We start from the raw sequence: 25,986 nt of genomic DNA on the forward strand, positions 1-25,986 counted from the left end.
CGCAATGGGCTCAGGTTTTCTATACATTGGCCGGCACTGCCGGCCCGCTACAGGCTTGCACTTCACGTTCGAAATGGGCCGCAGCCTGCGCCAGCGCGGGCTCACTGGCCAGCGCCTGCGGGAAGCCCTCGGGCAATCCGGCCAGCACCGCGTCGAAGGCGCGGCGGCGCTTGCGGGCTCGCACCGCCGCTGGCTGCGCGAACAAGGCGGCATTGAAGCGGTCCAGCAGCGCTGCCGGAAATACGCGCTCCCAGGCGTCGCGCTCGGCCCCGAAACGACTGGGGGCCGCATGCGGCTGCGCGCGCAAGGCATCGGTGGCGACTGCATCGATGCTCACGCCGCTCTGGCTGGCACGCAGCGCCACGCCATAGTCGCGACGGGCCGCATCGACCGACAGCAAGCCACGCTTGACGTCGGTCAGCACCGCTTCGGGCAGCCGCGCAAACGGGTCGCCCCAGCCGCCGCCGCCAGGGGTCTGGATCAGGATCTCGTCGCCGGCCGAGACCGGCAGCAAGTCGATCTTGCCCAACTCGCGCGGGCTTTCGCCGGGGCGCTGCAAGACCAGCCGGGCCGGCGCGCCGGGGCCGCCGCCTTGCGTACCCCAGGGACGAAAGCGCAGGCGTTCCATGCCACGCGCCAGCACCGCGCTATCGTCCTGCAGGATACGGAAACGGATTTCCTGGCCGCTGCCACCGCGCCATTGACCGGCGCCCGCCGAGTCCGGCCGCAGGCCGTAGCGCACGATCTCGACGCCGGTCTCGGCCTCGACCGTCTCGACCGGGTTGTTGGAGAGGTTCGAAATACTGCTGTCGCGCCCATCGGCGCCGTCGAAGCCACGTCGCGCGCCCGTGCCACCGACCATCGGTTCGACCACCTGCACGTTCTGGCCATGACCGTGGCGTGACGGCTCGGCCACCACCACCGGAATGATGGTGCCGCCGCTGGCGGCCGGCATCAGTTCCGGCAACGCCTGCCCCAGTACCCCGTTGAGCACGTCGTTGACGCGCACGGCGGCGGCATGACGCACGCCCACCGCCGCGCCGGCCAGCGGATTGACCACGCTGCCGGCCGGCGCGATCACGGACACCGGCGCCAGCAGCCCGGCATTGATCGGCACGGTCTTGTCGAGCGTGGCCACCAGCGCCAGGATGCGCAGCGTCAGCCAGGCATGCGGCAAGCCGTGGCTGGGAATATTGATGGCGGCGGCGACCTGCGGATCGCTGCCGGTGAAGTCGAGCGTGATGTCGCCATCGTTGAGGGTGACGGCCAGCGCGATGCGCACCGGCAAGCCGGCGCCGGCTTCGTCATCCAGGTAATCGGTGAAACGATAGGTACCGGCCGGGACTTGCCGCAACACCGCCCGCGCCCGCATGGCCGCGTACTCGACCAGGTCGGACTGCGCATCGAGGAAGGCTGTCGCACCGTGCTGGCCGAGCGTCTGTGCCACGCGCTCGCGGCCGGTGGCCAGCGCCCCGAGCATGGCCTTGAGGTCGCCCATGTTGGCGTCGGGCGTGCGGCTGTTGGCGCGGAACAGCAGCGCCACGTCTTCATTCAGGCGCCCTGCCCGCATGATCTTCAGGGGCGGAATCTGCAGGCCTTCCTGGAAGATCTCGTGGTTGGTCGGCGAGATGCTGCTGGGGACCTTGCCACCGACGTCGGAGGCATGCAGGAAACCCCAGCCGTAACCGACGATGCGCCCCTCGTGAAAATACGGCTCGATCACCTGCAGGTCCGGCAAGTGGGTCGCCAGGCCGCGCGAGCGATACGGATCGTTGGTCAGGATCACGTCGCCCGGGACCAGCTCGCCCACTGCTTCGATGGTGGTGCTGCAATCGAGGCCGACGAAGCCCGACACCCCCAGCGCGCGGGGATAGGCAAAGAATTTTCCATCCAGGCCCACCAGCGCGCAGCAGAAGTCGGCGGTTTCCTTGACGTACAGGGTGCGACCGGTGCGTTGCAGGGTCAGGCACATCTCTTCGGCGATCGCGGTCAGCTTGTTGCCGAGGATCTCGATACTGATCGGGTCGAGTTTCATGCCGCATCTCCCAGGCCATCGACAGGTTTCAGGTGCAGGTTGCCCTGCGGATCGGTGCGTGCCTGCCATCCTGGCAGCAGCACGATCGTGGTGTCTTCCTGCTCGATCACGGCCGGGCCGTCCAGCAGGTCGCCGGCGCCCAGCGCACTGCGATCAAATACGCCGGCATCCTGCCAGCGGTCGCGCAGGTATACCTGACGCCGCCCGCGGGGCGTGGGCCGGCCGCTACCGCTGGCGATGTGGGCACTGCTGGCCTTGGCCAGGCGACCGACGATGGCCAGGCGGATGGTCGACACCTCGACCGGCGCCTGCTGGTCGCGAAAGCCGTACAGGCGTTCGTGTTCACGGTGGAAAGCCTCGCGCAGCACGGCCGCGTCGAGCGGCGTCGGCAGGCTTTCGGGCAAGGTCACGTTCAATTCATACGCCTGGCCGGCATAGCGCATATCGAGCGCATGACGCAGTTGCGGCGCCTGGCTGGCCTCTTGCATGCCTTGCTGCGCCAGCCATTGGGTGGCGTCATCGCCCAGCGCCGACCAGATGCGAACGACCTCCGCTGCGCTGGCGTCATCGATGGCGACCCGCAGGCTGCGCACGAAGTCGCGCCGCAGGTCGGAGGTGGCTGCGCCCAGGGCGCAGAAAGTGCCCGGCTTCTGTGGCACCAGCACATGTTTCAGGCCGGCCTCCTCGGCCAGCCAGTTGGCGTGCGTGGGACCGGCGCCGCCAAACGGCACCAGGGCGAATTCGGCCGGATCGAGGCCGCGTTGGGCCAGGCTCTTGCGCAGTTCGGACGCCATCTGCGCGGTCGCGATGGCCAGCGCACCGGCAGCGGCACGTACTGGCGCGTCGGCTCCGCTCTGGCCCAGCGCCTGGGCCACCTGCGCCAGGACCTGCACGGCGCGCTCCGGATACAGTTGCATGGCGCCGCCGACGAAGGCGTCGGGATCGAGCACGCCGGTGGCGAGATAGCAGTCGGTCACGGTCGCATCGACGCCGCCGCGGCCATAGCAGGCCGGGCCGGGGTCGGCGCCCGCGCTTTCGGGGCCGACCTTCAGCACGCCATGGGCATCGACCCGTATCCGCGAACCACCGCCGGCGCCGATAGCCGACACGCCCACCACCGGCAGCACCAGCGGCAGGCCGCCGATCTCGGTGCGGGTGACCATCTCGGCCTGGCCGTGGCGCGACACCGCGATGTCGCTGCTGGTGCCGCCCATGTCGAAGGTGACGATGCCAGGCGTGTCCGATTCGACCGCCAGTCGCGCTGCCGCCACCACGCCCGAGGCTGGCCCCGACAAGACCGTGTCGATCGGCCGCGCCAATGCGCCGCGCAGCGACAGCGAACCGCCATTGGAGGCCGTCACCAGGATCGGCGCGGTCACGCCCAGCTCGGCGGCGAGCTGTTCGAGGCGCTCGAAATAGCGTTGCATCAACGGCTGTATATAGGCATTGAGCGAGGCCACCACAGTGCGCTCATATTCACGAATCTCGGGCCAGGTCTGGGCCGCCGACAACACCGCCACGCCATTGGAGGCCGCTGGCAGCGCTGCCTGCAAGGCCTGGGCCAGTTCGGCTTCGCGCTCGGGCTGCAGATAGCCGTTGATCAGCATCAGCACCACGGCATCGGCGCCGAGCGTGGCCAACTGGGCGGCGACGCTCGCAATTTCATCGGCTTGCGGCCAGCGGGTCACCGCACCGTGGCGGTCAAAGCGCGCACCGATCTCGATGACTCTCTCACGTGGCAGGAAAGGCTCTTCGCGGGTCGCATGAAAGTCGAACGACGACGGCATGCGCGCGCGCCCGATCTCGAGCACATCGCGAAAACCTTCGCTGGTGACCAGCGCCACCCTGGCGCCACGGCGCTGGATGATGGCGTTCAAGCCGATGGTGGTGCCATGCATCAGCACCGCCACGTCGGCGGGCGCCAGCTCACACTTGGCGATCAGCGCGGCCAGGCCGTCGCGCACCGCCAGCGCCGGGTCGGCGGGCGTGCTGGGCTGCTTGTGGTAGGCGAATTGCTGGCGCTGCGGATGGTACAGGACGAAGTCGGTGAAGGTGCCGCCGACATCGATACCGATGCGCGCGCCTGCCGGGGGGACTGGATTCACTACGATAGCTCCGCAAAAGACCGTCCTGCGCATGAGGCCGGCGCAGGAAAAGGTCACGATTTTAGGATGTGGTGCTGTTTAGAAGAAATACGATTTCCGAATTAGCATATTCGATATTCGGACTTAGGATTCGGTTCATTATTCAATTAATGTCGATCAAAATCGACCCAATTCACCCAATCCACCCCTCTATCACAGGACGAGATCATGCATATCGCCGTTGGCGGCTTCCAGCACGAGACTAACACTTTTAGCCAGGTCGCCGCCGGCTGGGCCGATTTCCTGGCGGCCGACACCTGGCCCGGCCTGCTGCAGGGGGATGCATTGATCAGCCAGATGATGCCGACAGCCGGCACTGCGCCACGCAATATCCCGATTGCCGGCTTTATCGATGCCGCGCGCAATGCCGGCGCCCAGGGTCGGCTGCTGCCACTGGCCTGGAGCGCCGCCGGCCCGGCCGGGCGTGTGACCCGCGAGGCATTCGAGAACATGGCGGCGCTGCTGCTGGAGGGCTTGCGGCGGCAACCGGTCGACGCGGTCTACCTCGACCTGCACGGCGCAATGGCCGCCGAGCATGCCGACGACGCCGACGGCGAGCTGCTGCGCCGGGTGCGCGCGGTGATCGGGCCGCACGTGCCGCTGGTGGCCAGTCTCGACTTGCACGCCAATGTCTCGGCGCAGATGCTTGAGAGTGCCGACCTGCTGCTGGCCTATCGCACCTATCCGCATACCGACATGGCCGCCACCGGAGCCGCCGTCTGGCACTGGCTTGCGCGACACCTGAGCGGTGCACCACGGGCGCATATGGCGTGGCAGCGCGTGCCTTTCCTGATCCCGATGTGCTGGCAGAGTACCGGTGCCGCGCCTGCCGACACCTTATATCGCACGCTGCAGCAGATCGAGACCCGCCACGCCGCGCAATTGTCCTTCGCCATGGGCTTTCCGGCCGCCGACGTGGCCAAGTGTGGACCGACCTTGTGGGCCTATGCCCACGATGACGAAACCGCCCAGCGCGCCGCGCGCGACATGCTCGACGCGGTGCTGGCCGCTGAAGCGCAGTTCGATGGCGAGATCCTCGACCCCGACCAGGCGGTGACACGGGCTCTGCAATTGTTGTGCGACGAAGGAACCGGCCCGGTGCTGATCGCCGACGCCCAGGACAATCCCGGCGCCGGTGGCAGCGCCGATACCACGGGCTTACTCAAGGCCTTGCTGGCGGCCGATGTGCCGCAGGCGGTGCTGGGCTTGCTGGTCGATCCGCAGGCAGCGCAACTGGCGCATGCCGCAGGTGTGGGCGCCAGCGTGTCACTGGCGTTGGGCGGCCGCTCAGGTGCGCCCGGCGACACCCCGTTACATGGTCATTTCATCGTGGAAAAACTGCACCCGGGCGAGGTCGAGGCCAGCGGCAGCGTATTCCGTGGCTATCGGCTGACGCTGGGGCCGAGCGCCTGCCTGCGCATTGCCGGCGTGCGCGTGGTGGTGGTGTCCAAGCCGGTGCAGTTACTGGATCTGGCGTTGCTGCGTTTCATCGGCATCGAACCGGCGCAGCAGCAGATCATCGTGCTCAAGAGTATGGTGCATTTTCGGGCCGACTTCGCGCCTCTGGCGCGGGCCATTCTGGTGTGCGCCGCGCCGGGCTTGCTGGCGCTGGACCCGGCGCTCATGCCCTGGACCAGGCTGCCCGACGGCGTGCGGCGCTCGCCGCGCAAGAGCGTCCCTCACCCCTGAGGGCCTTACGGACGACCACATCTTCGATACCAAGGTAAATTCAAATAACTTCTATAGCAAATAGATGCACCTGCCGCCAGAATCGCCTCTTTTCCCGGTTTCAGGTAATTTTTAAATGCGTTCACCATCGAAATTTTGAGATTCCTCTCGTCAGAAAATAAGAAATATCCTGATAGCCGAAGATATGGACCAAGCATACGATGCATCCATCGAATCAACTTGTTCCTCAAGAGGAAAGCAAATGAACGTCCTTGACACCCTTCTGCAATTCGCCGAAACCACGCTGGTGTTTTATGTCGCCTATGTGGTTCTGGGTTCACTGGCGTTCGGTTTCTTGATCTGGCGTCGCGTGTACGCCACGCCCAAAGCGATCGAACGCCGCCTGCGGCCCCGGTTGCACGACTCCGATTCAAACGGTCGATAAGCCAGGCGACCAGACGCCGCTCCGCATCACCCCGATTTAGCATGGCTGGACTCTTCGGAGTCCGGCTTTTTTTTCGTCTTTACGTTGTCTCAAAACAGCAACTGCTGCGGTGACGTGATGCGGGCGAAACTGTCGTCGACGAAGGCCAGTATGGCGTCGGCCACCGGCGCCAGCTGGCGTTCGAGATAGTGCCCGTAGTCGATGGCCGCCGTGCGCTTTTCCAACGGTTCAGGGCCGGCGGTGGTCATCACGTAATTGATCCACCCACCCTGCTGGTACTGCAATGGCCGGCCGTCGTCGAGATTGACCTGATCGGCCATGCGCGCGGCGCGCACATGCGGCGGCACGTTCTTTTCGTAGTGATCGAGCTGGCGCCGCAGCCGCTTGCGATAGACCAGCTGCGCATCAAGCCGGCCGGCCAGCAAGTCGGCGACATACCCGGTGATGTATTCGCGGTAAGGCTCGCCCCGAAAAATGCGCAGGTAAAGCGCCTGCTGGAACGCCTGGGCCAACGGCGTCCAGTCGGTGCGCACGGTCTCCAGGCCCTTGTAGGTCACCCGGTCGCTGCCGTCTGCAGCACGGACATAACCGGCATAGCGCTTCTTGCTGCCGATCTCGGCACCGCGCACGCTGGGCATCAGAAAGCGCTGGTAATGCACTTCGAACTGCAGCTCGAGCGCGCTCTCGAGCCCATATTGTTGTTGCAGGTGCTGGCGCCACCAGGCGTTGATGGAACGCGTCAGTTCGATGCCGATGGCGCGCGCGGTCTGGTCGTCATGAGCCCGCTTGAGCCAGACGAAGGTCGAGTCGGTATCGCCGTAGATGACTTCATAGCCCTGCGCTTCGATCAACTCGCGGGTCCGGTGCATGATCTCGTGTCCGCGCCGGGTAATCGACGAGGCCAGGCGCGAATCGAAGAAACGGCAGACGGTCGAGCCCAGCACCCCGTAGAACGAGTTCATGATGATCTTCAAGGCCTGCGACAGCGGCTGGTTGCCCTGCCGCTTGGCTTCGTCACGGCCCTGCCAGATCTGCTCGATGATGGCCGGCAGGCTGTGGCTGCGCCGCGAAAAGCGCGCCTCGTTGAAACCCGGCACCGTATCGGCCTCGGGCTCGACCAGCGTGCCTTCGATCAGCCCCACCGGATCGATCAGGAAGCTGCGGATGATGGCCGGATAGAGGCTCTTGTAATCCAGCACCAGTACCGAGTCGTACAGGCCGGGGCGCGATTCCATCACGAAACCGCCCGGGCTGGCGATGGCCTCGGCGTCGCCCAGGTTGGGCGCGACATAGCCCTTGCGATGCATCTGCGGCAGGTACAGATGGGTGAAGGCGGCCACCGAGCCACCGGTGCGATCAACCGCCAGGCCGGTGACGGCGGCGCGTTCCAGCAGGAACGCCAGGATCCCGGTATGGGCGAAGATGCGGGTGACCAGCTCGCAATCCTTCAGGTTATAGATGGCCAGCGCGGCGCGGTCTTCGGCGAACATGCGGTCGATCTCATCCATCCGCTGGTAAGGCGTGGCGATCGCCTTGCCTTCACCCAGCAGCGTGCGGGCGACGTTTTCGAGACTGAACGAGGGAAAGCTCCAGAACGCCGAGCGCAGGCTTTCGATGCCATCGATCATCAGGCGCCCCGGCGCTGTCACCAGCATGTGATTGGCCCTGAAACCATGCTCGCGCCACTCGATCTTTCTGCCGCCCCGTCCCAGCTGCAACGGCACGCCGTACTTGTCGGCCTGCTTTTGCAGCACGTGCAGATCGAACTGGATCAGGTTCCAGCCGATGATGGCGTCCGGATCGTGGCGCGCCATCCATTGGTTCAGGCACCCGATCAGCTCGGCCCGGCTGTCGCAGAAATGCAGGTCGAAGTCGACCGTCGCCATCTCACCGCTGGCCGGCCCGAGGACATAGACCGTGCGCTGGCCGCAGCCTTCCAGCGCAATCGAATACAGCTCGCCCTGCCAGCTGGTTTCGATGTCCAGCGACACCAGCCTGAGCCGGGGGCGATACTCGGGATGGGCCCTGATGCGGGCTTGCTGCAGGCTGCCATCGGCCTCGGGCACCCCCGAAAACAGCAGCGGCGCATTGATGAAGCGCTCCATCAGGTAACGCTCGGGTGGACGGATATCGGCCTCGAAAACGGTGATGCCGGCCTCGATCAGTTGCTTCTCTTTTTTCAGCAGCTGGCGGTACTGGCGGCTGTAAAGGCCCAGCACCGGATGCTGGCTAAAATCCTTCAGCTTCTCGAGCGCTCGCAAGGTGAAACCTGCGGCCTCACCCAGCAATGCCTGCGTGCGTTCGCGGTCCTGCTCGCGCACGAAGGCCACAGCCTGTTGCGGCGGCAGGCACAGCCGCTGCGGACCGTCATCGGTGGCCAGCCATAACTCGATCTCGACCCCGGCCGGCGTGTCGCGCCAATGCCGCGTCAGCAGGAAGCCCGCGCGCTCGTGGCCTGGCGGCGCCTGTTCGGCCGGTTCATCGATTTGCCCACTGTCCTGCATCTGCACTGCGATCCCTGTCATTTTTCAAGTGCGCACAGCGAATGCGCAGGCGCGATTCTACTGCGTTGCCGGGATCGCTGCGGGCGCATTGTAAAGGCGTGCCAACACGCTTTTTCAGCTGCAAAGATTTTTCAAAAAAAACCACTCTTCTTGTCGCTTTGAACGCCAAAAGCCAATGCCATGCTTGTGCCCGATACCTCCCTCGCTTCCTGACCGCAACCGATCCGCACCATGAGCCGACATCATCTTCGCCCTGCCATTGTCATGTTTCTCGTCCTGGCAAGTATGGCTGCCACGTCATCGCTGCCACGGTCGGCATCAGCGGCCAGCTTCGATTGCCGACGAGGGGGTTCGGCCAACGAGAAAACGATCTGCGCCGACCAGGCGTTATCGGCCGCCGACGACCGCCTCGGGCAGGCCTATCGCGCCGCCCGCAAGCAGACCACCGACCGCCGTGCCTTTACGGCTGACTCGGAGCGTCAATGGCGCTGGCGCGAGGACAACTGCCACGACCGCGCCTGCCTGGTGAGCTGGTATCAGCGACGCCAGGCCGAGTTGCAGGCGCAAGCCAGCGGTTCCATGGAAGCCGCAGCGCAATTGCCGGCGTCCGCGCCGGTGCCCTCGCTGGCTGCCGTGACCCCGGCGACGGCGCCAGCGCCAGCGATGCCGCCACCAGGCATGGCGCTCAAGCTGGGGTTGTCGAGCAGCCAGATCGCCGCCATTGCCCCGCCCGGCAGCGCGCCATGGCCGCACTACCTGCGGGTAGAACAAGGGCGCTATTTCTATGAAGACGAGCAACACCGGGGGACCCTGGTGAGCGTGCGCTACTACGGCATCGAAAACGGCCAGCACATCATCGAGACCAGCCGTGGCAATGCCGTGGTGCGGCTGACCTGCAGCGCTGACTGCCGTTATATCGGGCTGCTGGCGTTGCCCGGGGACGTCGAGACCGATACCGTGATCCTGGCCAATGACAGCCGGTCGCTGCCGTCGATCATCGTCAATGACGCGCGCAATGGCCTGTTGGCGGTTCGCTGAGCAAAATCGGGGTTTTTTCCTACAAGATGTTGCGCTGCCGGATGACATTCCTGGCATATCGCTTGCGTTGATAATTCAATTGCCGAACCGGGAATTGCCCGGGGCATTGAGACTCGCAGCGAGAACATCATGAAAAAAATCGAATTCAATGGTTACCTGATCGTCTACCTGACCGACAACCTGTTCGGTCGCTGGCGCGGCTCGTTTGCGGTCCTGAAGAACCGCGCCGAGGTCAGCCGGGGTTCGTTGCCGCTGCAGGCGCGCAGCGCCGAAGACGCCGAGTCCGAACTGCTGGCTGCAGCCAAGCGCTGTATGGCGCATCCGCTGGCCGCTTGATTCCGGCTTTTTGATGGCGGGCAGCCTGGCTGCCTGCATGCCCTGCCTCCCCTTCCCGATAGCGCCTGTCCCGGTGCTCATGCCCCTTGCCGGTTCAACCCGGCGCATTATTTTCGCTGCGGCGGGAATAAACTCACTGCTCGTTCGTTTTACCGGCAACCAGTCACGAACCCATGCGCTGCCCGCATGCCCGAATTGCCATGAGCCAAGATTTTACCGACGACGACTTGCGCGAGCTGATGCCCCGGCTGCGGCGTTTTGCCGCCTCGCTCACGCGCAACGAGGCCAGCGCCGACGATCTAGTCCAGTCGTGCCTCGAACGGGCACTGTCGCGGCGGCGCCAGCACACCGACGGCGATTTGCGGGCGTGGCTGTTCCAGATCATGTATCGGCGCTTCGTCGACAGCCAGCGGCGCACCAAGCGCTATGCCGGGCTGCTGGCGCTGTTGCTGCCCCGCGATGAAGCGCTGGCGCCGTCGACCGAGGACATCGTGCTGTCGCGTGCGGCCCTGGCCGATTTCAACAAGCTGACGCCCGAGCAACGCGCCTTGCTGCTGCTGGTGTCGGTAGAAGGCCTGTCCTACCAGGAGGCCGCCCATGCCCTCGACCTTCCCATCGGCACGGTCATGTCGCGCCTGTCACGCGCGCGGTGCGCCCTGCGCGAACTCAATGACGGCGCACGGCCGGCCTCTCCACTGCGGATCATGAAATGACGAAGCACCTGCCCAACGAAGCCGATCTGCACGCCTACATCGACGGCCAGCTCGACCCGGCCCGGCGCGCCAGTGTCGAACAGACCCTGGCCCTGCATGCCGACGCGGCACGCCAGGTCGAGCAACTCAAGGCCGAGGCGCAACAGCTGCGCACGGCATTCGAAGCGCTGCCGGGTTCGCCGACCCCGGCCCGGCTTGACCCTTTTCGTCTGCGCCGCGAGCTGCAGTCGCGCCGACGCCGGCAATGGGCGGTGGCGGCCTCGCTGGTGCTGAGTCTTTCCCTGGGCGCTGTGGGCGGCTGGCAATGGCGCGACCAGGCCATGCGCCAGACTTACCTGCCCATGGCCGACGCCACGCAAGCCTATCGGATGTTTGCCGGCGGCACTGGGGCCGCCATGGTCGATGTGCGGGCCGATGATCCGGCGCGGCTGCAACGCTGGATCGATCACCATTTCGTACAGGCCGCACCGCTGCCCGACTTCAGCGCCTACGGATTCACCCCGGTGGGTGGGCGCCTGATGGCCAGCGACAAGGGCCCGGCGGCGATGGTGGTGTACCAGAACAGCGGCGGCCAGGCCATCGTCTATTACCTGCGTCCCCCTGGTGAATTGTTCAATTTCGGTAGCGGCAACCGGCGCGATGGCCAATTGCTGACCCAGTACTGGCGCCAGGGCCGTTACTTCTATGCGGTGGTCAGCCCCGATTCGCCCGACACCCGACCACTGCAGCGCGCGGTCGAACCTGAACGACCGCTCTCCTAGCGCGCATTCCGCTGTTTCATCCCGGTCTTGTCCGCCACCGCCCTCAACGGCGCGGTCGGGGCCGTTCGCCCTTTTTTCACCCACCCTTGTTAGGACTCCATCATGATCGAACGCCAATTCCTGAAGAACCTGGTCGCGGCAGCCGGCACTGCGCTTGCACTGAGCGCGGCGCAAGCGGCCCCGCCGGCTATCCACAATGTGGTGCTGGTACACGGCGCCTACGCCGATGGCTCGTGCTGGACCGATGTGATCGAACGCTTGCAGAAAGCCGGCATGCACGTCACTGCGGTACAAAACCCGCTGTCGTCGCTGGCCGACGATGTCGAAGCAACGCGCCGTATCCTGGCGCTGCAGGACGGGCCAACCATCCTGGTCGGCCATTCGTGGGCCGGCACCGTCATCAGCGAAGCCGGCACCGATCCGAAGGTGGCCGGCCTGGTGTATGTGGCCGCCCGCGCCCCGGATGCAGGAGAAGACTATGGCGCACTGGCAGCGCGTTTCCCGACGCCGCCCGCTTCAAGCGGCCTGGTCAAGGCCAACGGCTATGCCCAGCTCAACGAGCAGGCATTCATGCGCGACTTCGCCGGCGACGTGGATCCGGTCAAGGCGCGCGCCCTGTATGCGGTGCAGGGTCGCATCTCGGACACGCTGTTTGCCTCACGCACCACCCAGGCGGCATGGCGCAACAAGCCGAGCTGGTATGCGATCTCGACCAATGACCGCACCACTTCGCCTGAACTGGAGCATTTCCTGGCGCAGCGGATGCAGGCCAAGACCATCGAACTGGCTTCGTCGCATGTGTCGATGCTGTCCCATCCGGATGAAATCGCCACACTGATCTTGGACGCGGCCGAACAGGCGCCACACTAGGCTCGCGAAGTGCTGCCAGGTAGCATGGCACTGGGATCAGACCACCACCTGGCGCTGGCTGCGACGGTGCGTCAGTTCGGCCAGCCGTCGTAGCGCATTGACCAGTTCGAAGCGGCTGCGCGCACGGCCCAGCGAAATGCGGATGTGCGCCTTCATGGGCGGCGCATCAGGATGGGCGAAGGCGTCCTGCGCGACCACCGCCAGGCCCTGATCCCGCGCCTTCTGCACAAAATCGGCAGCCTGCCAGTGTTCGGGCAGCGCCTTCCAGATATGAATGCCCCCGGCATTGGCCAGGGCGCGCTCGCCCAGAGTGCGATGCGCCAGTTCCTGGCGCGCCCAGGCCTCGGCCCGGATCCCCTCCAGCAGTGCCGCCGCAGTGCCGTCGTGGATCCATTGGGTGGTCAGTGCGGTCATCAACGGCGTCGACATCAACACGAACGAGCGCAGCGCACTCAACATTTCTTCCTGTTCGGGCCCCTGTGGCACTACCACGTAGGCGGTGCGCAAACCGGGCAGCAGGCACTTGGCCAGGGTCGACACGTAGAAAGTGTGCTGCGGCGCGTAGTGGGCAATCGGCTGCGGCGCCTGGGCGCTGAACAGCCAGTAGGGATCGTCTTCGATGATGCGCAGGTCGAGCCGGCGCACCACCTCGGCCAGCGCCGCCCGGCGCGCCGGCGGCATGGTATGGGTGGTCGGATTCTGCAAGGTCGGATTCAGGTAGACCAGCCGTGCCCGGTGCACACTCGCCGCCAGCGCCAGGGCCTCGGGCAGCATGCCGTCGCGGTCAACCTCGACCGCCGCAACGCGCCGTCCCAGCTGGCTGGCCGCCGACAGCAAGCCGGGATAAGCCAGCGGCTCGGCCAGGATCACGTCACCCGGCGCGCTCCGGGCCAGGATCAGCGCGGCCAGCGCCGACTGCGCCCCGGGGCATACCACCACCTGCCCGACATCGACCGCCCCCAGCATCGGCTGCAGCCACATGGCGCCGGCCTCACGGTCGGCCATGCTGCCGCCACCCAGGTGGTAGGTCATCAACAGATCGACGTCGCTATGCAACAGCACTTGCGAGACACCTTGACGCAGCAGGTCGTCAAGATCGATCCCGGCCGGCGGCGGGGGAATGTTCATCGACAGATCGACCACCTGGCTCAAATCCACCTGCGGCGCCGCGATGAAAGTGCCTGCCGAACCCCGGGCTTCGAGCAACTGGCGACGGCGCGCCTCGGTGTAGGCGCGGGTGACCGTGGTCAGGTCGACCCCCAGGTGGTCGGCCAGCAACCGCTGCGGCGGCAAGCGGTCGCCAGGACGCAGGCGCTCGTCAGAGATCGCCTGCTCCATGAATTCGACGATCTGGAGGTAGCGCGGGCCGCCGTTGGCGGTGAAGCCGCTCACCCAGTCAAGGGCGTGTTCGCTTCGGGTCATGGCGGTCTCCTGGGATGCTTGGTGCGGAAGTTGTCCGGATTGTTGCTCACACGCAGGACATTAGTATGGATTAACCCAAAACACAAATCCATACATTTCCATCAGCGGAAACAGCTTCAGCTTTGGCGTATTGCAGAGACGCATGGCCGGACCCGTCAACTGCCCCGTACGAACCCGCCCCATACAAATCCATGATGGCGACTCGTTGAAATCGTGGTCTGCCCTGATGCCCCCATGCGTCGGTGACGGCACCATCCGTAGCTCAAGTCACCCCAGTCGCCCCATCCAGCACGATCCGGATCTTGCGCGCCAGTTCGTCATGCCGATACGGCTTGGCGATCACGGCAAATTCGCCGTCGGCATCGTGCCGCTCGATCGATTCGCTGGCGTAGCCGGTGGTCAGCAAGACCTTGATGTCGGGCGCCAGCCGCCGCGCTTCACGCGCCAGCAATACGCCGTTGATGCTGCCCGGCATGATCAAGTCGGTAAACAACAGGTCGACGTGGGTGCCGGCCTGCAGCAGTTGCAAGGCGTCGGCCGGCGAATTGACCATGCTCACGCCGTAGCCCAGGCTTTCCAGCATCGCCTGGGCCAGTTCGGCCACCTCGACCCGGTCGTCCACCACCAGGATATGCTCGCGCCCACCCTGCTCTGGCGCGTGGCGCGCCGCCTCGAATGCATGCCCCACTTCGTCCTGGGTCGACGGGAAGTACAACTTCACGGTGGTGCCGCCGGTCTTGCCCGAATTGATTTCGATGGCGCCACCGGACTGCTTGACGAAGCCGTACACCATCGACAGGCCCAGGCCGGTGCCCTTGCCTTCTTCCTTGGTGGTGAAGAACGGATCCATCACCCGCGGCAGGATGTCCGGCGCAATGCCGGGGCCGTTGTCGACGATGGTGATCGACACGTAATTGCCAGGCTTCACGCCCAGTTGAAAGGCCCGCTCGCCGTCGCCCGGCACCAGCGCTTCGTTGGCGGTCTCGATATGCACCCGGCCCTCGCCGTCCATGGCGTCGCGGGCATTGATCAGGATGTTGAGCAGCGCCACTTCCATCTGGGTCGGATCTAGCCGGCAATTCCACAGTTGCGGCGCCAGTTGGGTACTGAGGTCGATATCACCGCCCAGCGTGCGTCGCACCAGGTCGGTAAAGCTCTCGGTGAGCGAGTTGAGATTGATGGCGCGCCCTTCCAGGCGCTGCTTGCGGGCAAACGCCAGTAACTGCTGGGTCAGCATCGCGGCCTTGCCAGCCGCATTGCGGATGCTCTCGGTGCTGCGGGTGACTCGCGACAGATCAGGCTCGTTGCCGCGCAAGGTCAGGTTGATGATGTCGAGATAGCCGCTGATGACTTGCAGCAGGTTGTTGAAGTCGTGCGCGATACCGCCCGTCAACTGGCCCAGCGCTTCCATCTTGCGCGCCTGGCCCAGCGCCTGCTCGGCGTCGCGGCGGCGGCTGATGTCCAGCTGCGAGCCGAAGAAGTACACCAGTTCGCCATGCCGGTCATACACGGGCGAAACGAACAACGCGTTCCAGAAGGTCGATCCGTTCTTGCGATAGTTGAGGATCTCGGTGGCGATCTCACGCCGCCCGACAACCGCCTGGCCAATCTGCCTGACCACGCTGCGATCGGTCTCGGGCCCTTGCAGGAAGCGGCAATTGCGACCGATCACTTCGTCGCGCGTATAGCCGGTCATGTTGATGAAGGCATTGTTGACGAACACGATCGGGCAATCCGGCTGACGCGGATCGGACACGATCATGGGCATGCGGGTCAGTTCGACGGCGGCGAAGAAGATGTCGTGCGAATCATCGTTGCCCGGGACTCTTTCGGGCGTACTGCGCAGTCCGATCTCGTCGCCGAACTCGCCGGCGGATTGCATCAATGGAAAGGATGAGCTTACTTTTGTCATTGGGCCTCTCTTTCTCTGTCTGTGCCCATCAACGCCTGTAGCGGCGCTTTACGATGAGCTGTTCTACCAGTTGGACAGTGATCGAGTCGGCAGTTCCAGTTGATTTCCGGAAAGCTCAGCCGTAGTAAGAAGTGCTCATCGACTCAGGAAGCCTGGAAAGTCGCGCCAGAACCGAAGTAGACCTGGCGCACCCGTTCATCCCGCCGAATGGTCTCGGGGTCGCCTTCGGCGATGATGCCGCCGCGCGCCAGCACCACCAGGCGGTCGGCGAAGGCAAACACCACATCCATGCTGTGCTCGGTAAACAGCACCGACAGCCCCCGCTCGCTGACCAGGGTGCGCACCAGCGCCATCAGCTCGACGCGCTCGCGGGCGGCCATGCCGGCGGTGGGCTCATCCATCAGCAGCAGTCGCGGCTGGTTCGACAAGGCCATCGCCAGTTCCACCCGTTTGACGTCGCCGTAAGCCAGCACGGCAGCGGTGCGCCCGGCCTGCCCGGCCATGCCGACCTGTTCCAGCAAATGCATGGCCTGCTCGCGATAGAAGCCGGACGCCGGACGCCAGCATTGCCACAGGCGACGGTGATGCGACAGCAGCGCCGCCTGCACATTCTCGAGTACGGTCAATGAATTGAAGGTGGCGGCGATCTGGAACGTTCGCCCCACGCCACGGCGCCAGATCTGGCGCGATGCCAGGCCGCCGATCTCGGTCCCGGCCAGCCGTATGCTGCCGGCGTCCGGGCGGATCTGGCCATTGATGAGATTGAAACAGGTCGATTTACCCGCACCGTTGGGGCCGATCAGCGCCAGCATCTGGCCTGGCGCCACCGCGAACGACACATCGTCGAGCGCCTTGACGCCGCCATAAGCGCGGCTGAGATGGCTGACCTGCAGCAACGCCGGCGACGGGTTCATGAACGCGCCTCTGCCTCTGCCTTGCCGCGCCGCCACAGGCCCGACAGCCCTCCCGGCATCAGCAGCACCAGCGCCAGAATGATCAGGCCCAGCCCGGCGCGCCAATAATCGGTCTCGCGCGCCACCAGGTCTTGCAGCCAGGTCAGCAACGCGGCGCCGGCCAGCGGACCGAAGAGGCTCTGCACGCCACCCAGCAACACCATCACCAGGCCATCGACGGAGCGATTCACGCCGGCCACCTCGGGCGAAATGCTGCCTTTGGAAAACGCAAACAACACGCCGGCCAGGCCGCAGAACAGGCCCGCCACGGCAAACGCCATCCATTGCACGCGCCGCACATCGATGCCGACCGCCTCGGCGCGCACCCCGGCGTCGCGCGCGGCGCGCAATGCCAGCCCGAACGGCGCATGCAACAACCGTTGCAGCAGCCATACGCCGATACCCGCACAGGCCAGCGCCAGGTAGTAATACGCCACCGGTTGCGCCAGCCAGTCGGGCGCACGCAATCCGACCAGGCCATTGCTGCCACCGGTGACGTCATCCCACTGGAAGATCACGGCCCAGACGATCTGCGCGAAGGCCAGCGTGAGCATGGCCAGATAGACGCCCGACAGTCGCACGCAGAACCAGCCGCACACCAACGCGGCCGCCATCGCTGCCAGCGGCCCGGCCACCAGCACCGCCGCCAATGGCCAATGCAGCTTCTGCGCCAGCAGCGCGGCAGCATAGGCGCCCAGCCCGAAATAGGCGGCGTGGCCGAACGATGCCATGCCACCCGGGCCCATGATGAAATGCAGGCTGGCGGCAAACAGCAGCGCCACCAGGATCTCGATCATCAACACCGGCAGATAGGGAAAGGCGGTCGCCGCCAGCGGCATCGCCAACAACAGCAATATCAGCAGCAGGCCGAAGCGGCGTGCCGCTGGCGTGATGACGGGCAGCGGCAGCACGTGAGCGACGCTGCTGCGGGCTGCGGCCAGCGGCTGGCCCAGCAGGCCCCATGGGCGCACCACCAGGATCGCCGCCATCACCAGGAACTCCACCACCAGCGTCAGTCGCGACAGCGAGATCTCGACACCCCACAGCGACACATTACCCAATGCGATGCACAAGGCCTTGATCTCGGCGATCAGCAGGGCTGCGGCGAAGGCGCCGCCAATCGATCCCATCCCGCCGACCACCACCACCACGAAGGCGTTGCCGATGGTGTCCATGTCGAGCGCCAGGTTGGCCGGCAGGCGCGGGCCTTGCAAGGCGCCACCGAGTCCGGCCAGGAAACAACCGAGCGCGAACACGCCGGTAAACAGCCAGGCCTGGTTGACGCCCAGCGCGCCCAGCATCTCGCGGTCCTGGGTGGCGGCGCGCACTAGCGTGCCCCAGCGGGTGCGGTGCTGCAGCAGCCACAGCAAAGCCAGCACCAGCGGCCCGATCGCCATCAGCAACAGGTCGTATTGCGGCAAGCGCCGTCCGAGCACGGTCACCGCGCCGGCCAGGCCGGGAGCGCGCGGACCGAACAGGTCTTCCGGTCCCCACAGCCACAGGGCGGCGTCCTTGATCACCAGCACCAGAGCGAAGGTAGCCAGCAGCTGGAACAGTTCGGGCGCGTGATAGATGCGGCGCAGGATGGTCATCTCGACGACTGCGCCGATGACGGCCACGACCAGCGCCGCCAGCAGCACGGCGCCCCAGTAGCCGCCCAGCGAGTCACCCAGGCGTTCGACCAGCGTATAGGCCAGATACAGGCCCAGCATGTAGAACGAACCGTGTGCGAAGTTGACGATGCGGGTGACGCCGAAGATCAGCGACAAACCGGCCGCGACCAGGAACATGGCCGAGGCGTCGGCCAGTCCGTTGAGCAGCTGTACGGCCAGGCTGGCCAGGGTCATGAGCGCGGCCCGCTCAGTCTGCCGAACGCAGCTTCTTGACCTCGGCGTCAGGCAACTGCAGTGCCGCGCCATCCACATAAGTGAAGCTGGTCATGATGCCGCGACCATCCTTCTGGCCGGTGCGGCCGACGAAGGCGCCCAGCGTCGATTGATGGTCCTGGGGACGATAGGTGATGCGGGCCACCGGCGTGTCCACCTGCAGGCCGGAGAAGGCCGCGGCCAGCTTGTCGGCATCGACCGAACCGGCCTTCTTGATGCCGGCGGCAATCGACATCAGCGCGCTGTAGCCGACCAGCGACCCATTGCGTGGATAATCGTTGAATTTCTTGCGATAGGCATCGACGAACTTCTTGTGCTCGGGGGTATTGATGGCGTACCAGGGATAGCCGGTGACGATCCAGTTGGTCGGCGCTTCGGCCCGCAACGGGTCGAGGTATTCGGGTTCGCCAGTCAGCAGCGACACCACTTCGCGGCCATCGAACAAGCCACGGGTATTGCCTTCGCGCACGAACTTGCCTAGGTCAGCTGCAAACAGGGCATTGAAGATGGCGTCGGGCTTGGCGTCAGCCAGCGCCTGGGTCACGGCACCGGCGTCGATCTTGCCCAGCGGCGGCGCCTGCTCGACCACGAATTCGACATCCGGCTGGGCCTGCTTCATCAGGGTCTTGAAACTGGCGACCGCCGATTGACCGTATTCATAGTTGGGATACACCAGCGCCCAGCGCTTCTTCTTCAGCTTGACCGCTTCGCGCACCACCGACGTCACCAGCATGGAGGTGGATGGGCGCAAGCGATAGGTGTACTTGTTGCCGTTCTGCCAGACGATCTTGTCGGTCAGCGGCTCGGCAGCCAGGAAGAACACCTTGTGCTGCTTGGCATAGTCGGTCAGCGCCAAACCGGTATTGGACAGGAAGCCGCCGAACAACAGCGCCACCCGCTCGCGCGCCATCAACTCTTCGGCCACCCGCACCGAGTCGCCCGGATTGCCGTTGTCGTCCCGCGCGATCACCTCGATCGGCCGGCCCAGCACGCCGCCGGCCGCATTGATCTCTTCCTGCGCCAGCTCCCAGCCACGGCGGTACGGCTCCAGAAAAGCCGGTTGCGCCTTGTAGCTGTTGATCTCGCCGATCTTGATGGTGGCTTGCGCCTGGGCGCTGCCTGACATGGTCAGGGCGCTGGCCGTGGCGGCCAGCAACAGGCCGCGCTGGAACAGTCGAAAAGGTCGATGCGTCACGTGGTTTCCTCTTTATGCAGTCGGATGCACAGAAAATTTTGGCGTAATGATAACCGCTGATCAGGATTCGGGCCGGGCTTACTTGATGCGTTGCTTCTCCAGCTTGCGGGCCAGGGTACGACGGTGCATGCCGAGCCGGCGGGCAGTTTCGGAGATGTTGAAATCGGTCTCGACCAGCACCTCGTGGATGCGCTCCCACTCCAGCGTCTTGATCGAGGTGGCGCGCGCCGGCAACTCGACGTCGGACATGCCGGCGACGTGGCCGAAGGCGGCTTCGATGTCGTCGGTGTTGGAGGGCTTGGCCAGGTATTGGCAGGCGCCCAGCTTGATCGCCTCGACTGCAGTGGTGATGCTGGCAAAGCCGGTCAGCACCACGATCAGCATCGCCTCGTCGTGGGCATGCAGCATCTGCACGCAGGCCAGGCCCGAGGCGTTGCTGCTCAACTTGAGATCGACTACCGCGTAGCCGGGATTGTGCTGCTTCAGGTGTGCGGCGGCTTCATCCTGGTTGCTGGCTTGGAGTACGGTGTAACCACGACGCTCGAAGGAGCGGCTCAGGGTGCGACCAAAGGCGGCATCATCCTCGATGATCAGGAGCAGGCGTTCGGCCGGCATGGGGGAGTTTCCTCTGTGTTTCTACTATCACAACCCGCTATTGTATTGCGGAATCGGATTTTGAGAAGCACACAAAGGTGTGATGCCCGCCTTGACCGGCATCAAGCTGGCATCAAGCCGGCGGCGATGAGGCCTCAGTGGGGCCGGCCGGGTCCGCTGGCGGCGCCAGGCTGATGGCCGACAGCGGCAGCGTCAGCCGCACCACCGCCCCACCCTGCGCCAGATTGCGGGCGCGGATGCTGCCCCCCAGCTTGCGCGCCACATTGACCACGAAGAACAGGCCCAGGCCCCGCCCCGGCTTGCCCTTGGTCGATTGATAGGGCTTGCCGATCTGGTTGATCATCCATTCCGGAAAACCAGGGCCACGGTCGGACACCTCCATGAGCAGCAGATCGCCTTCGCAGCGTACGTCCAGCGCCAGCCATTGCGGCGAGACCTCGAAGGCATTGTCGAGCACGTTGCCCAGCATCTGCTTGATGGCCGAGTCGAAGGCTACCGGCACATCCTGCTCGACCTGGTTGCGGTAGTCGAACTGCTCCACCGGCCGTGATTGCCGCCAGTCTTCGGCGACCGTATCGAGGAAGGTGTTGAGCGTGGTCTTGACCGAGAATTCGCCGCGCGCCTCGCCCGCCGACAGCAGCACGCCGCTGACGATGGCCTTGCAGCGCTGCAACTGCGCTTCCATTTCGGTGATGTCGTCGAGCAATTCGGCGCGCTGGCTGATCTCGGGCATGCGCCGCCAGTCGCCCAGGATCACCGATACGGTCGCCAGCGGCGTGCCCAGCTCATGCGCCGCGCCCGATGCCAGCAGGCCCATGCGCACGATATGGTCTTCTTCGGCGGCGCGCTGGCGCAAGTCGGCCAGCAAGGCGTCACCGGCACGCAGGTTGCTGTTGATGCGGGTAATGAAAAACACCATCAGCCCGGCATTGAGCAGGAAGCAGATCAGCGTGCCTTCGACATACAGGCTGAAGAGGCCGTTGCGATGGTCGGGCGGCAGCGCCAGCGGCTCTGAAAACAGGGCCAGGCCGGCCAGGCACGCCATGGTGATGGCGACGATGGCCCAGCTCGACCAGGGCTTGAGCAGCACCGCACCCAGGATGATCTGCATCAGGTACAGGAAGGCGAACGGATTGGTGATGCCGCCGCTCAGGTACAGCTGCAGCGTGAGCACGCCCACATCCACCATCAGCGCCAGGAACAGCTCGGCGTTGGTGACCAGGCGCCGCTCGTGCCAGCGCAGGTGGCTGGCGATGTTGAAGGCGATCAGGCAGGACAGCACCTCCAGCATGTGCGGCATTGGCAGGTGGATCTCCAGCACCAGCACCACGAAGGCGATGGTCGAGACCTGTCCCAGCACGGCCAGCCAGCGCAGCTGGATGAGCAGCAGCATGTTCTTGTGGCCGGCCGGGTTTTCCTGCACCTGGCGCAGCCGCTGCCAGCGCTCCTTGAGCGTGCGCGAACGTCCTGCGGTCGCTGGCGCACTCTCGCTCATGCCGCTACTTGCCCTCTTGCCTCGCCGCTTGCCCGGGCCCGGCGACGCTCATCGCGCACCACCCAGAAACCGGCTGCGGCGATCATCAGGGCCAGCGCATACCAGGTCAGCGCATAGACCAGGTGGCTGTTGTGGAAGGCGATCACGGTCAGGCCGCCGACCGGCTTCTCGGCATCCGGCGCGCTGGCGGCATTGGCTTGCGCCGAGGCGCGATCGGCATCGACGAAGTACGGCGCCACGGCGCCCAGCCCGCGGGCCGTGGCGATGGCCTGCACATCACGCGAATACCAGCGGTTCTCGGCCGCTGCGTTCTCGCGCAGGAAGCCGCCACCGGTCTCGCTCATGCGCAACAGGCCGGTGACGCTGGAGGGCGTCTGGGCATCCGGCGCGGTGCTGGCGATGAGGCGGATCGGCGCAATCGAGACGAAACCGCGATTGACCAGCACCAGCTCGCCGGCATCGGTCTGCAAGGGCGTCAGCAGCCAGGAGCCGCTGCCCAGCTCGGTGGTGGCCTGCACCGCGACGGTCTTGCTGTACAGGTAACGCCCGGTCAGCGTGACGCGGCGGTACTCGTCGTTGGCCGCGGATATCTGCGGCCATTGCGGGCTGGCCGGCGCCGGTGTCGGCGCGGCGTGGACCCGGGCGTCGACCTTGGCGATCAGATCCAGTTTCCATTGCAGGCGATAGACCTGCCAGGTTCCCAGCGCGGCGAACACGACAAACAAAAATCCCGCACCAAGGGCCAGCAGGATCAGGCTGGTCTTCGAGCGGGATTTCGAGCCCGCTTGCGCGGGCTGTTTGCCTTGCTGCACGCCATTAGTTGGCGTCTGGCTCATTTTGCTGCGGGCGCGGCGCCGTGTTGCATGCCGGGCATGTTCTGCATCTGCTGCTGCATCGATTGCGGAACGGTTTCATTGCCCATGTGTTCAGGCGACATGGTTGGCATCATGTTGTGATTCATGTGATACATGACCCACAGCGAGCCGGCCAGCGTGATGCCGACGATGACCACGGTGAAGATCAGCGCCAGCATGTTCCAGCCGCCTTCGGACTTGCTGTTCATGTGCAGGAAGTACACGATGTGCACCACGATCTGGACTGCCGCAAACGCCAGCAGCACCAGGCCCATCGTCGACGAGCTCTCGATGGCCTTGGTCATCACCAGCCAGAACGGGATGGCGGTCAACAGCACTGCCAGCACGAAGCCGATGACGTAGTCCTTCATCGAGCCATGGGCGGTGTGATCTTCGTGGCCGTGATGATCTTCATCATGGTGGCCCATCGGGCGGGCCGGGTGTTCTTGGTGGCCGCGACTCATGGCAGGACTCCCATCAGATAAACAAAGGTGAAGACACCGATCCAGACCACGTCCAGGAAGTGCCAGAACATCGACAGGCACATCAGGCGACGGCCGTTTTCAGGCGTCAGGCCATGCTTGTTGATCTGGAACAGCAGCACGACCAGCCAGATGATGCCGAACGAGACGTGCAGGCCGTGGGTACCGACCAGGGCGAAGAACGAGGTCAGGAAACCGCTACGGGCCGGACCTGCGCCTTCGTGGATCAGGTGCAGGAACTCGTACAGTTCGAAGTAGATGAAGCCGGCGCCCAGCAGGCCGGTGATGGCCAGCCAGACCAGCGTGTTCTGCTTCTTCTTGGCTTGCATCGCCAGCATGGCGAAACCGTAGGTGATCGACGACAGCAGCAGCAGCGCGGTGTTGAGCGCGACCAGCGGCAAGTCGAACAGTTCGGCGCCGGTCGGGCCGCCGGCGTAGTTGCGGCCCAGTACGGCGTAGGTCGCAAACAGGCAGGCGAAGATCAGGCAATCGCTCATCAGGTAGATCCAGAAGCCCAGCAGGGTGCCGTTCTCCGGATGATGATGGCGGGTGAAAAAGCGCGAGCTTGGCGTCGCGCCGGCCGTGGTGTTAATGGCTTCAGACATGGCTGCTCAACAGGCGAGTGCGTTCTGCTTCCACACGGACGACTTCGTCGGCCGGAATGTAGTAGTCGCGGTTGTAATTGAAGGTATGGACGATAGTGACCACGACCAACGCGGCGAAGAACACTGCGGCAGGCAGCCACATGTGCCAGATCAGGGTGAAACCAAGCACTGCTGCCAGGGCTGCAATGATGAAACCGGCGCCCGTGTTCTTGGGCATGTGGATGTCCACGAATTGATCCAGCGGACGCTGATAGCCGTGCTTCTTCATGTCGGTCCAGGCGTCGTTGTCATGCACCACCGGCGTGAAGGCGAAGTTGTAGGCCGGTGGTGGCGACGAAGTCGACCATTCCAGGGTACGCGCATCCCAAGGGTCGCCGGTGACATCGGCCAGCTTCTTGCGGTCGCGAATCGACACGCCGATCTGGATGATGAACGAAGCGATACCCAGTGCGATCAGGCCAGCGCCCAGGGCGGCGGCAACGAACCAGATCTGCAGCGACGGATCGTCGAAGTGGCTCAGGCGACGGGTCACGCCCATCAGGCCCAGCACGTACAGCGGCATGAAGGCCAGGTAGAAACCGACCAGCCAGAACCAGAACGAGCAACGGCCCCAGAAATCGTTGAGCTTGAAGCCGAAGGCCTTCGGGAACCAGAAGTTGATACCGGCAAACATACCGAACACGACGCCGCCGATGATCACGTTGTGGAAGTGAGCAATCAGGAACAGGCTGTTGTGCAGCACGAAGTCGGCTGGCGGCACCGCCAGCAGCACGCCGGTCATGCCACCGATGACGAAGGTGATCATGAAACCGATGGTCCACAGCATCGGGACTTCGAAGCGGATACGACCGCGGTACATGGTGAACAGCCAGTTGAAGATCTTGGCGCCAGTCGGGATCGAGATGATCATCGTGGTGATGCCGAAGAACGAGTTCACACTGGCACCCGAACCCATGGTGAAGAAGTGGTGCAGCCAGACCAGGTACGACAGGATGGTGATGACCACGGTGGCGTAGACCATCGAGGTGTAACCGAACAGGCGCTTGCCGCTGAAGGTCGAGACGATTTCAGAGAAGATACCGAACGCTGGCAGAACCAGGATGTAGACCTCGGGGTGACCCCAGATCCAGATCAGGTTCACGTACATCATGGCGTTGCCGCCCAGGTCGTTGGTGAAGAAGTTGGTGCCGAACACGCGGTCCATCGACAGCATCGCCAGCACGGCGGTCAGCACCGGGAAGGCGGCCACGATCAACACGTTGGTGCACAGCGAGGTCCAGGTGAAGACCGGCATCTTCATCATGTTCATGCCCGGGGCGCGCATCTTGACGATGGTCACCACCAGGTTGATGCCGGAGAGCAAGGTCCCTACCCCGGCCACCTGCAAGGCCCATATATAGTAGTCGACCCCCACATCAGGACTGAACAGGATGCCCGACAGCGGCGGATACGCCAGCCAGCCGGTGCGGGCGAATTCGCCCACGAACAGCGAGGCCATCACCAGCAGCGCGCCGAAGGTGGTCATCCAGAAGCTGAAGTTGTTGAGGAACGGGAAAGCCACGTCGCGCGCGCCGATCTGCAGCGGGATGACGTAGTTCATCAGGCCCGTCACCAGCGGCATGGCCACGAAGAAGATCATGATCACGCCGTGGGCGGTGAAGACCTGGTCGTAGTGATGCGGCGGCAGGAAGCCGGGATTGTCGCCGAAGGCGATCGCTTGCTGGGCACGCATCATCAGCGCATCGGCAAAGCCGCGCAGCAGCATGATGATGGCCAGGATGATGTACATGATACCGATGCGCTTGTGGTCGATACTGGTGAACCAGTCGCGCCAGAGCATGCCCCACAGGCGATATTTGGTCAGCAGGCCCAGCACCACGGCACCGCCGATGGCGACCATGGCGAAGGTTGCTAGCAGGATCGGCTCGTGCAGTGGAATCGCTTCCAGACTGAGACGGCCGAAGATCAGCTTTATCAAGTCAAAATTGTCAGACATCTTTACTTCCCGGGGAAAAAGGAAAATTCGGCGCGGCGGCGTGTTGCCACGCCATTG

General features: G+C 64.7%; 21 protein-coding genes. 7 read left to right on the forward strand and 14 right to left on the reverse strand.

Features of this window, described 5'->3' with window-relative positions; genetic code table 11:
* Window positions 1-19: 19 nt before the first annotated feature.
* Both LBW87_RS06830 and LBW87_RS06835 read right to left on the reverse strand, forming a co-directional pair.
* Window positions 20-2,035: a hydantoinase B/oxoprolinase family protein gene (locus LBW87_RS06830; protein ID WP_225200690.1), complete on the reverse strand. Its 2,016-nt coding sequence runs from the start codon at window positions 2,033-2,035 to the stop codon at window positions 20-22.
* A complete protein-coding gene (locus LBW87_RS06835) occupies window positions 2,032-4,140 on the reverse strand; it encodes a hydantoinase/oxoprolinase family protein (protein ID WP_225200691.1) in 2,109 nt (702 codons plus the stop codon). The genes LBW87_RS06830 and LBW87_RS06835 overlap by 4 nt, the downstream gene beginning before the upstream one ends.
* A gap of 207 nt (window positions 4,141-4,347) precedes the next feature.
* On the opposite strand from LBW87_RS06835, the gene LBW87_RS06840 reads away from it, so the two are divergent.
* The gene (locus tag LBW87_RS06840; RefSeq protein ID WP_225200692.1) at window positions 4,348-5,868 is read left to right on the forward strand and encodes a M81 family metallopeptidase; all 1,521 of its coding nucleotides are present in this window, start codon (window positions 4,348-4,350) and stop codon (window positions 5,866-5,868) included.
* A 241-nt stretch (window positions 5,869-6,109) separates the two neighbouring features.
* A complete protein-coding gene (locus tag LBW87_RS06845; protein WP_225200693.1) occupies window positions 6,110-6,292 on the forward strand; it encodes a hypothetical protein in 183 nt (60 codons plus the stop codon).
* 89 nt (window positions 6,293-6,381) lie between these two features.
* Here LBW87_RS06845 and LBW87_RS06850 read toward each other — a convergent pair whose 3' ends face one another.
* Complete coding sequence (locus LBW87_RS06850) at window positions 6,382-8,817, reverse strand: DNA polymerase II (protein ID WP_413927620.1); 2,436 nt, start codon at window positions 8,815-8,817, stop codon at window positions 6,382-6,384.
* 264 nt (window positions 8,818-9,081) lie between these two features.
* Here LBW87_RS06850 and LBW87_RS06855 point away from each other — a divergent pair, with 264 nt between their 5' ends.
* The 5 genes from LBW87_RS06855 to LBW87_RS06875 all read left to right on the forward strand — a co-directional run bounded on the left by LBW87_RS06855 (window position 9,082) and on the right by LBW87_RS06875 (window position 12,514).
* A complete protein-coding gene (locus LBW87_RS06855) occupies window positions 9,082-9,834 on the forward strand; it encodes a lysozyme inhibitor LprI family protein (RefSeq protein ID WP_225200694.1) in 753 nt (250 codons plus the stop codon).
* A 129-nt stretch (window positions 9,835-9,963) separates the two neighbouring features.
* Window positions 9,964-10,170 (forward strand): hypothetical protein, encoded by a 207-nt coding sequence (locus LBW87_RS06860; protein WP_008118782.1) that lies wholly within the window; start codon window positions 9,964-9,966, stop codon window positions 10,168-10,170.
* A 200-nt stretch (window positions 10,171-10,370) separates the two neighbouring features.
* The gene (locus tag LBW87_RS06865; protein WP_225200695.1) at window positions 10,371-10,883 is read left to right on the forward strand and encodes a sigma-70 family RNA polymerase sigma factor; all 513 of its coding nucleotides are present in this window, start codon (window positions 10,371-10,373) and stop codon (window positions 10,881-10,883) included.
* The gene (locus LBW87_RS06870) at window positions 10,880-11,644 is read left to right on the forward strand and encodes an anti-sigma factor family protein (RefSeq protein ID WP_225200696.1); all 765 of its coding nucleotides are present in this window, start codon (window positions 10,880-10,882) and stop codon (window positions 11,642-11,644) included. The genes LBW87_RS06865 and LBW87_RS06870 overlap by 4 nt, the downstream gene beginning before the upstream one ends.
* A 102-nt stretch (window positions 11,645-11,746) precedes the next feature.
* Complete coding sequence (locus LBW87_RS06875; protein WP_225200697.1) at window positions 11,747-12,514, forward strand: alpha/beta fold hydrolase; 768 nt, start codon at window positions 11,747-11,749, stop codon at window positions 12,512-12,514.
* Between the two features lie 36 nt (window positions 12,515-12,550).
* Here the strand turns inward: LBW87_RS06875 and LBW87_RS06880 are convergent, their stop codons facing one another.
* From LBW87_RS06880 to cyoB, 11 genes are all read right to left on the reverse strand, one after another.
* A complete protein-coding gene (locus LBW87_RS06880) occupies window positions 12,551-13,936 on the reverse strand; it encodes a PLP-dependent aminotransferase family protein (RefSeq protein ID WP_225200698.1) in 1,386 nt (461 codons plus the stop codon).
* 262 nt (window positions 13,937-14,198) lie between these two features.
* The gene (locus tag LBW87_RS06885; RefSeq protein WP_225200699.1) at window positions 14,199-15,848 is read right to left on the reverse strand and encodes a histidine kinase famiy protein; all 1,650 of its coding nucleotides are present in this window, start codon (window positions 15,846-15,848) and stop codon (window positions 14,199-14,201) included.
* 143 nt (window positions 15,849-15,991) lie between these two features.
* On the reverse strand, window positions 15,992-16,762 hold the full coding sequence (locus LBW87_RS06890; protein WP_225200700.1) for an ABC transporter ATP-binding protein: 771 nt from the start codon (window positions 16,760-16,762) through the stop codon (window positions 15,992-15,994).
* Complete coding sequence (locus tag LBW87_RS06895; protein WP_225200701.1) at window positions 16,759-18,648, reverse strand: ABC transporter permease; 1,890 nt, start codon at window positions 18,646-18,648, stop codon at window positions 16,759-16,761. Before LBW87_RS06895 ends, LBW87_RS06890 begins: the two co-directional genes overlap by 4 nt.
* A gap of 13 nt (window positions 18,649-18,661) precedes the next feature.
* A complete protein-coding gene (locus LBW87_RS06900) occupies window positions 18,662-19,813 on the reverse strand; it encodes an ABC transporter substrate-binding protein (protein ID WP_225200884.1) in 1,152 nt (383 codons plus the stop codon).
* A 147-nt stretch (window positions 19,814-19,960) separates the two neighbouring features.
* Window positions 19,961-20,497 carry a response regulator transcription factor gene (locus tag LBW87_RS06905; RefSeq protein WP_225200702.1) on the reverse strand — a complete coding sequence of 179 codons (537 nt, stop codon included), beginning with the start codon at window positions 20,495-20,497 and terminating at the stop codon, window positions 19,961-19,963.
* Window positions 20,498-20,609: 112 nt separating this feature from the next.
* The gene (locus tag LBW87_RS06910; protein ID WP_225200703.1) at window positions 20,610-21,992 is read right to left on the reverse strand and encodes an ATP-binding protein; all 1,383 of its coding nucleotides are present in this window, start codon (window positions 21,990-21,992) and stop codon (window positions 20,610-20,612) included.
* Window positions 21,989-22,828 carry an SURF1 family protein gene (locus tag LBW87_RS06915; protein ID WP_225200704.1) on the reverse strand — a complete coding sequence of 280 codons (840 nt, stop codon included), beginning with the start codon at window positions 22,826-22,828 and terminating at the stop codon, window positions 21,989-21,991. Before LBW87_RS06915 ends, LBW87_RS06910 begins: the two co-directional genes overlap by 4 nt.
* On the reverse strand, window positions 22,825-23,310 hold the full coding sequence (gene cyoD / locus LBW87_RS06920) for a cytochrome o ubiquinol oxidase subunit IV (protein ID WP_225200705.1): 486 nt from the start codon (window positions 23,308-23,310) through the stop codon (window positions 22,825-22,827). The genes LBW87_RS06915 and cyoD overlap by 4 nt, the downstream gene beginning before the upstream one ends.
* Window positions 23,307-23,933 (reverse strand): cytochrome o ubiquinol oxidase subunit III, encoded by a 627-nt coding sequence (gene cyoC / locus LBW87_RS06925; protein ID WP_225200706.1) that lies wholly within the window; start codon window positions 23,931-23,933, stop codon window positions 23,307-23,309. The genes cyoD and cyoC overlap by 4 nt, the downstream gene beginning before the upstream one ends.
* Complete coding sequence (gene cyoB / locus LBW87_RS06930) at window positions 23,926-25,929, reverse strand: cytochrome o ubiquinol oxidase subunit I (protein WP_225200707.1); 2,004 nt, start codon at window positions 25,927-25,929, stop codon at window positions 23,926-23,928. The genes cyoC and cyoB overlap by 8 nt, the downstream gene beginning before the upstream one ends.
* Between the last annotated feature and the right edge of the window lie 57 nt (window positions 25,930-25,986).

Source organism: Herbaspirillum sp. alder98, assembly GCF_020179755.1.
Taxonomy (GTDB): Bacteria; Pseudomonadota; Gammaproteobacteria; order Burkholderiales; family Burkholderiaceae_D; genus Herbaspirillum.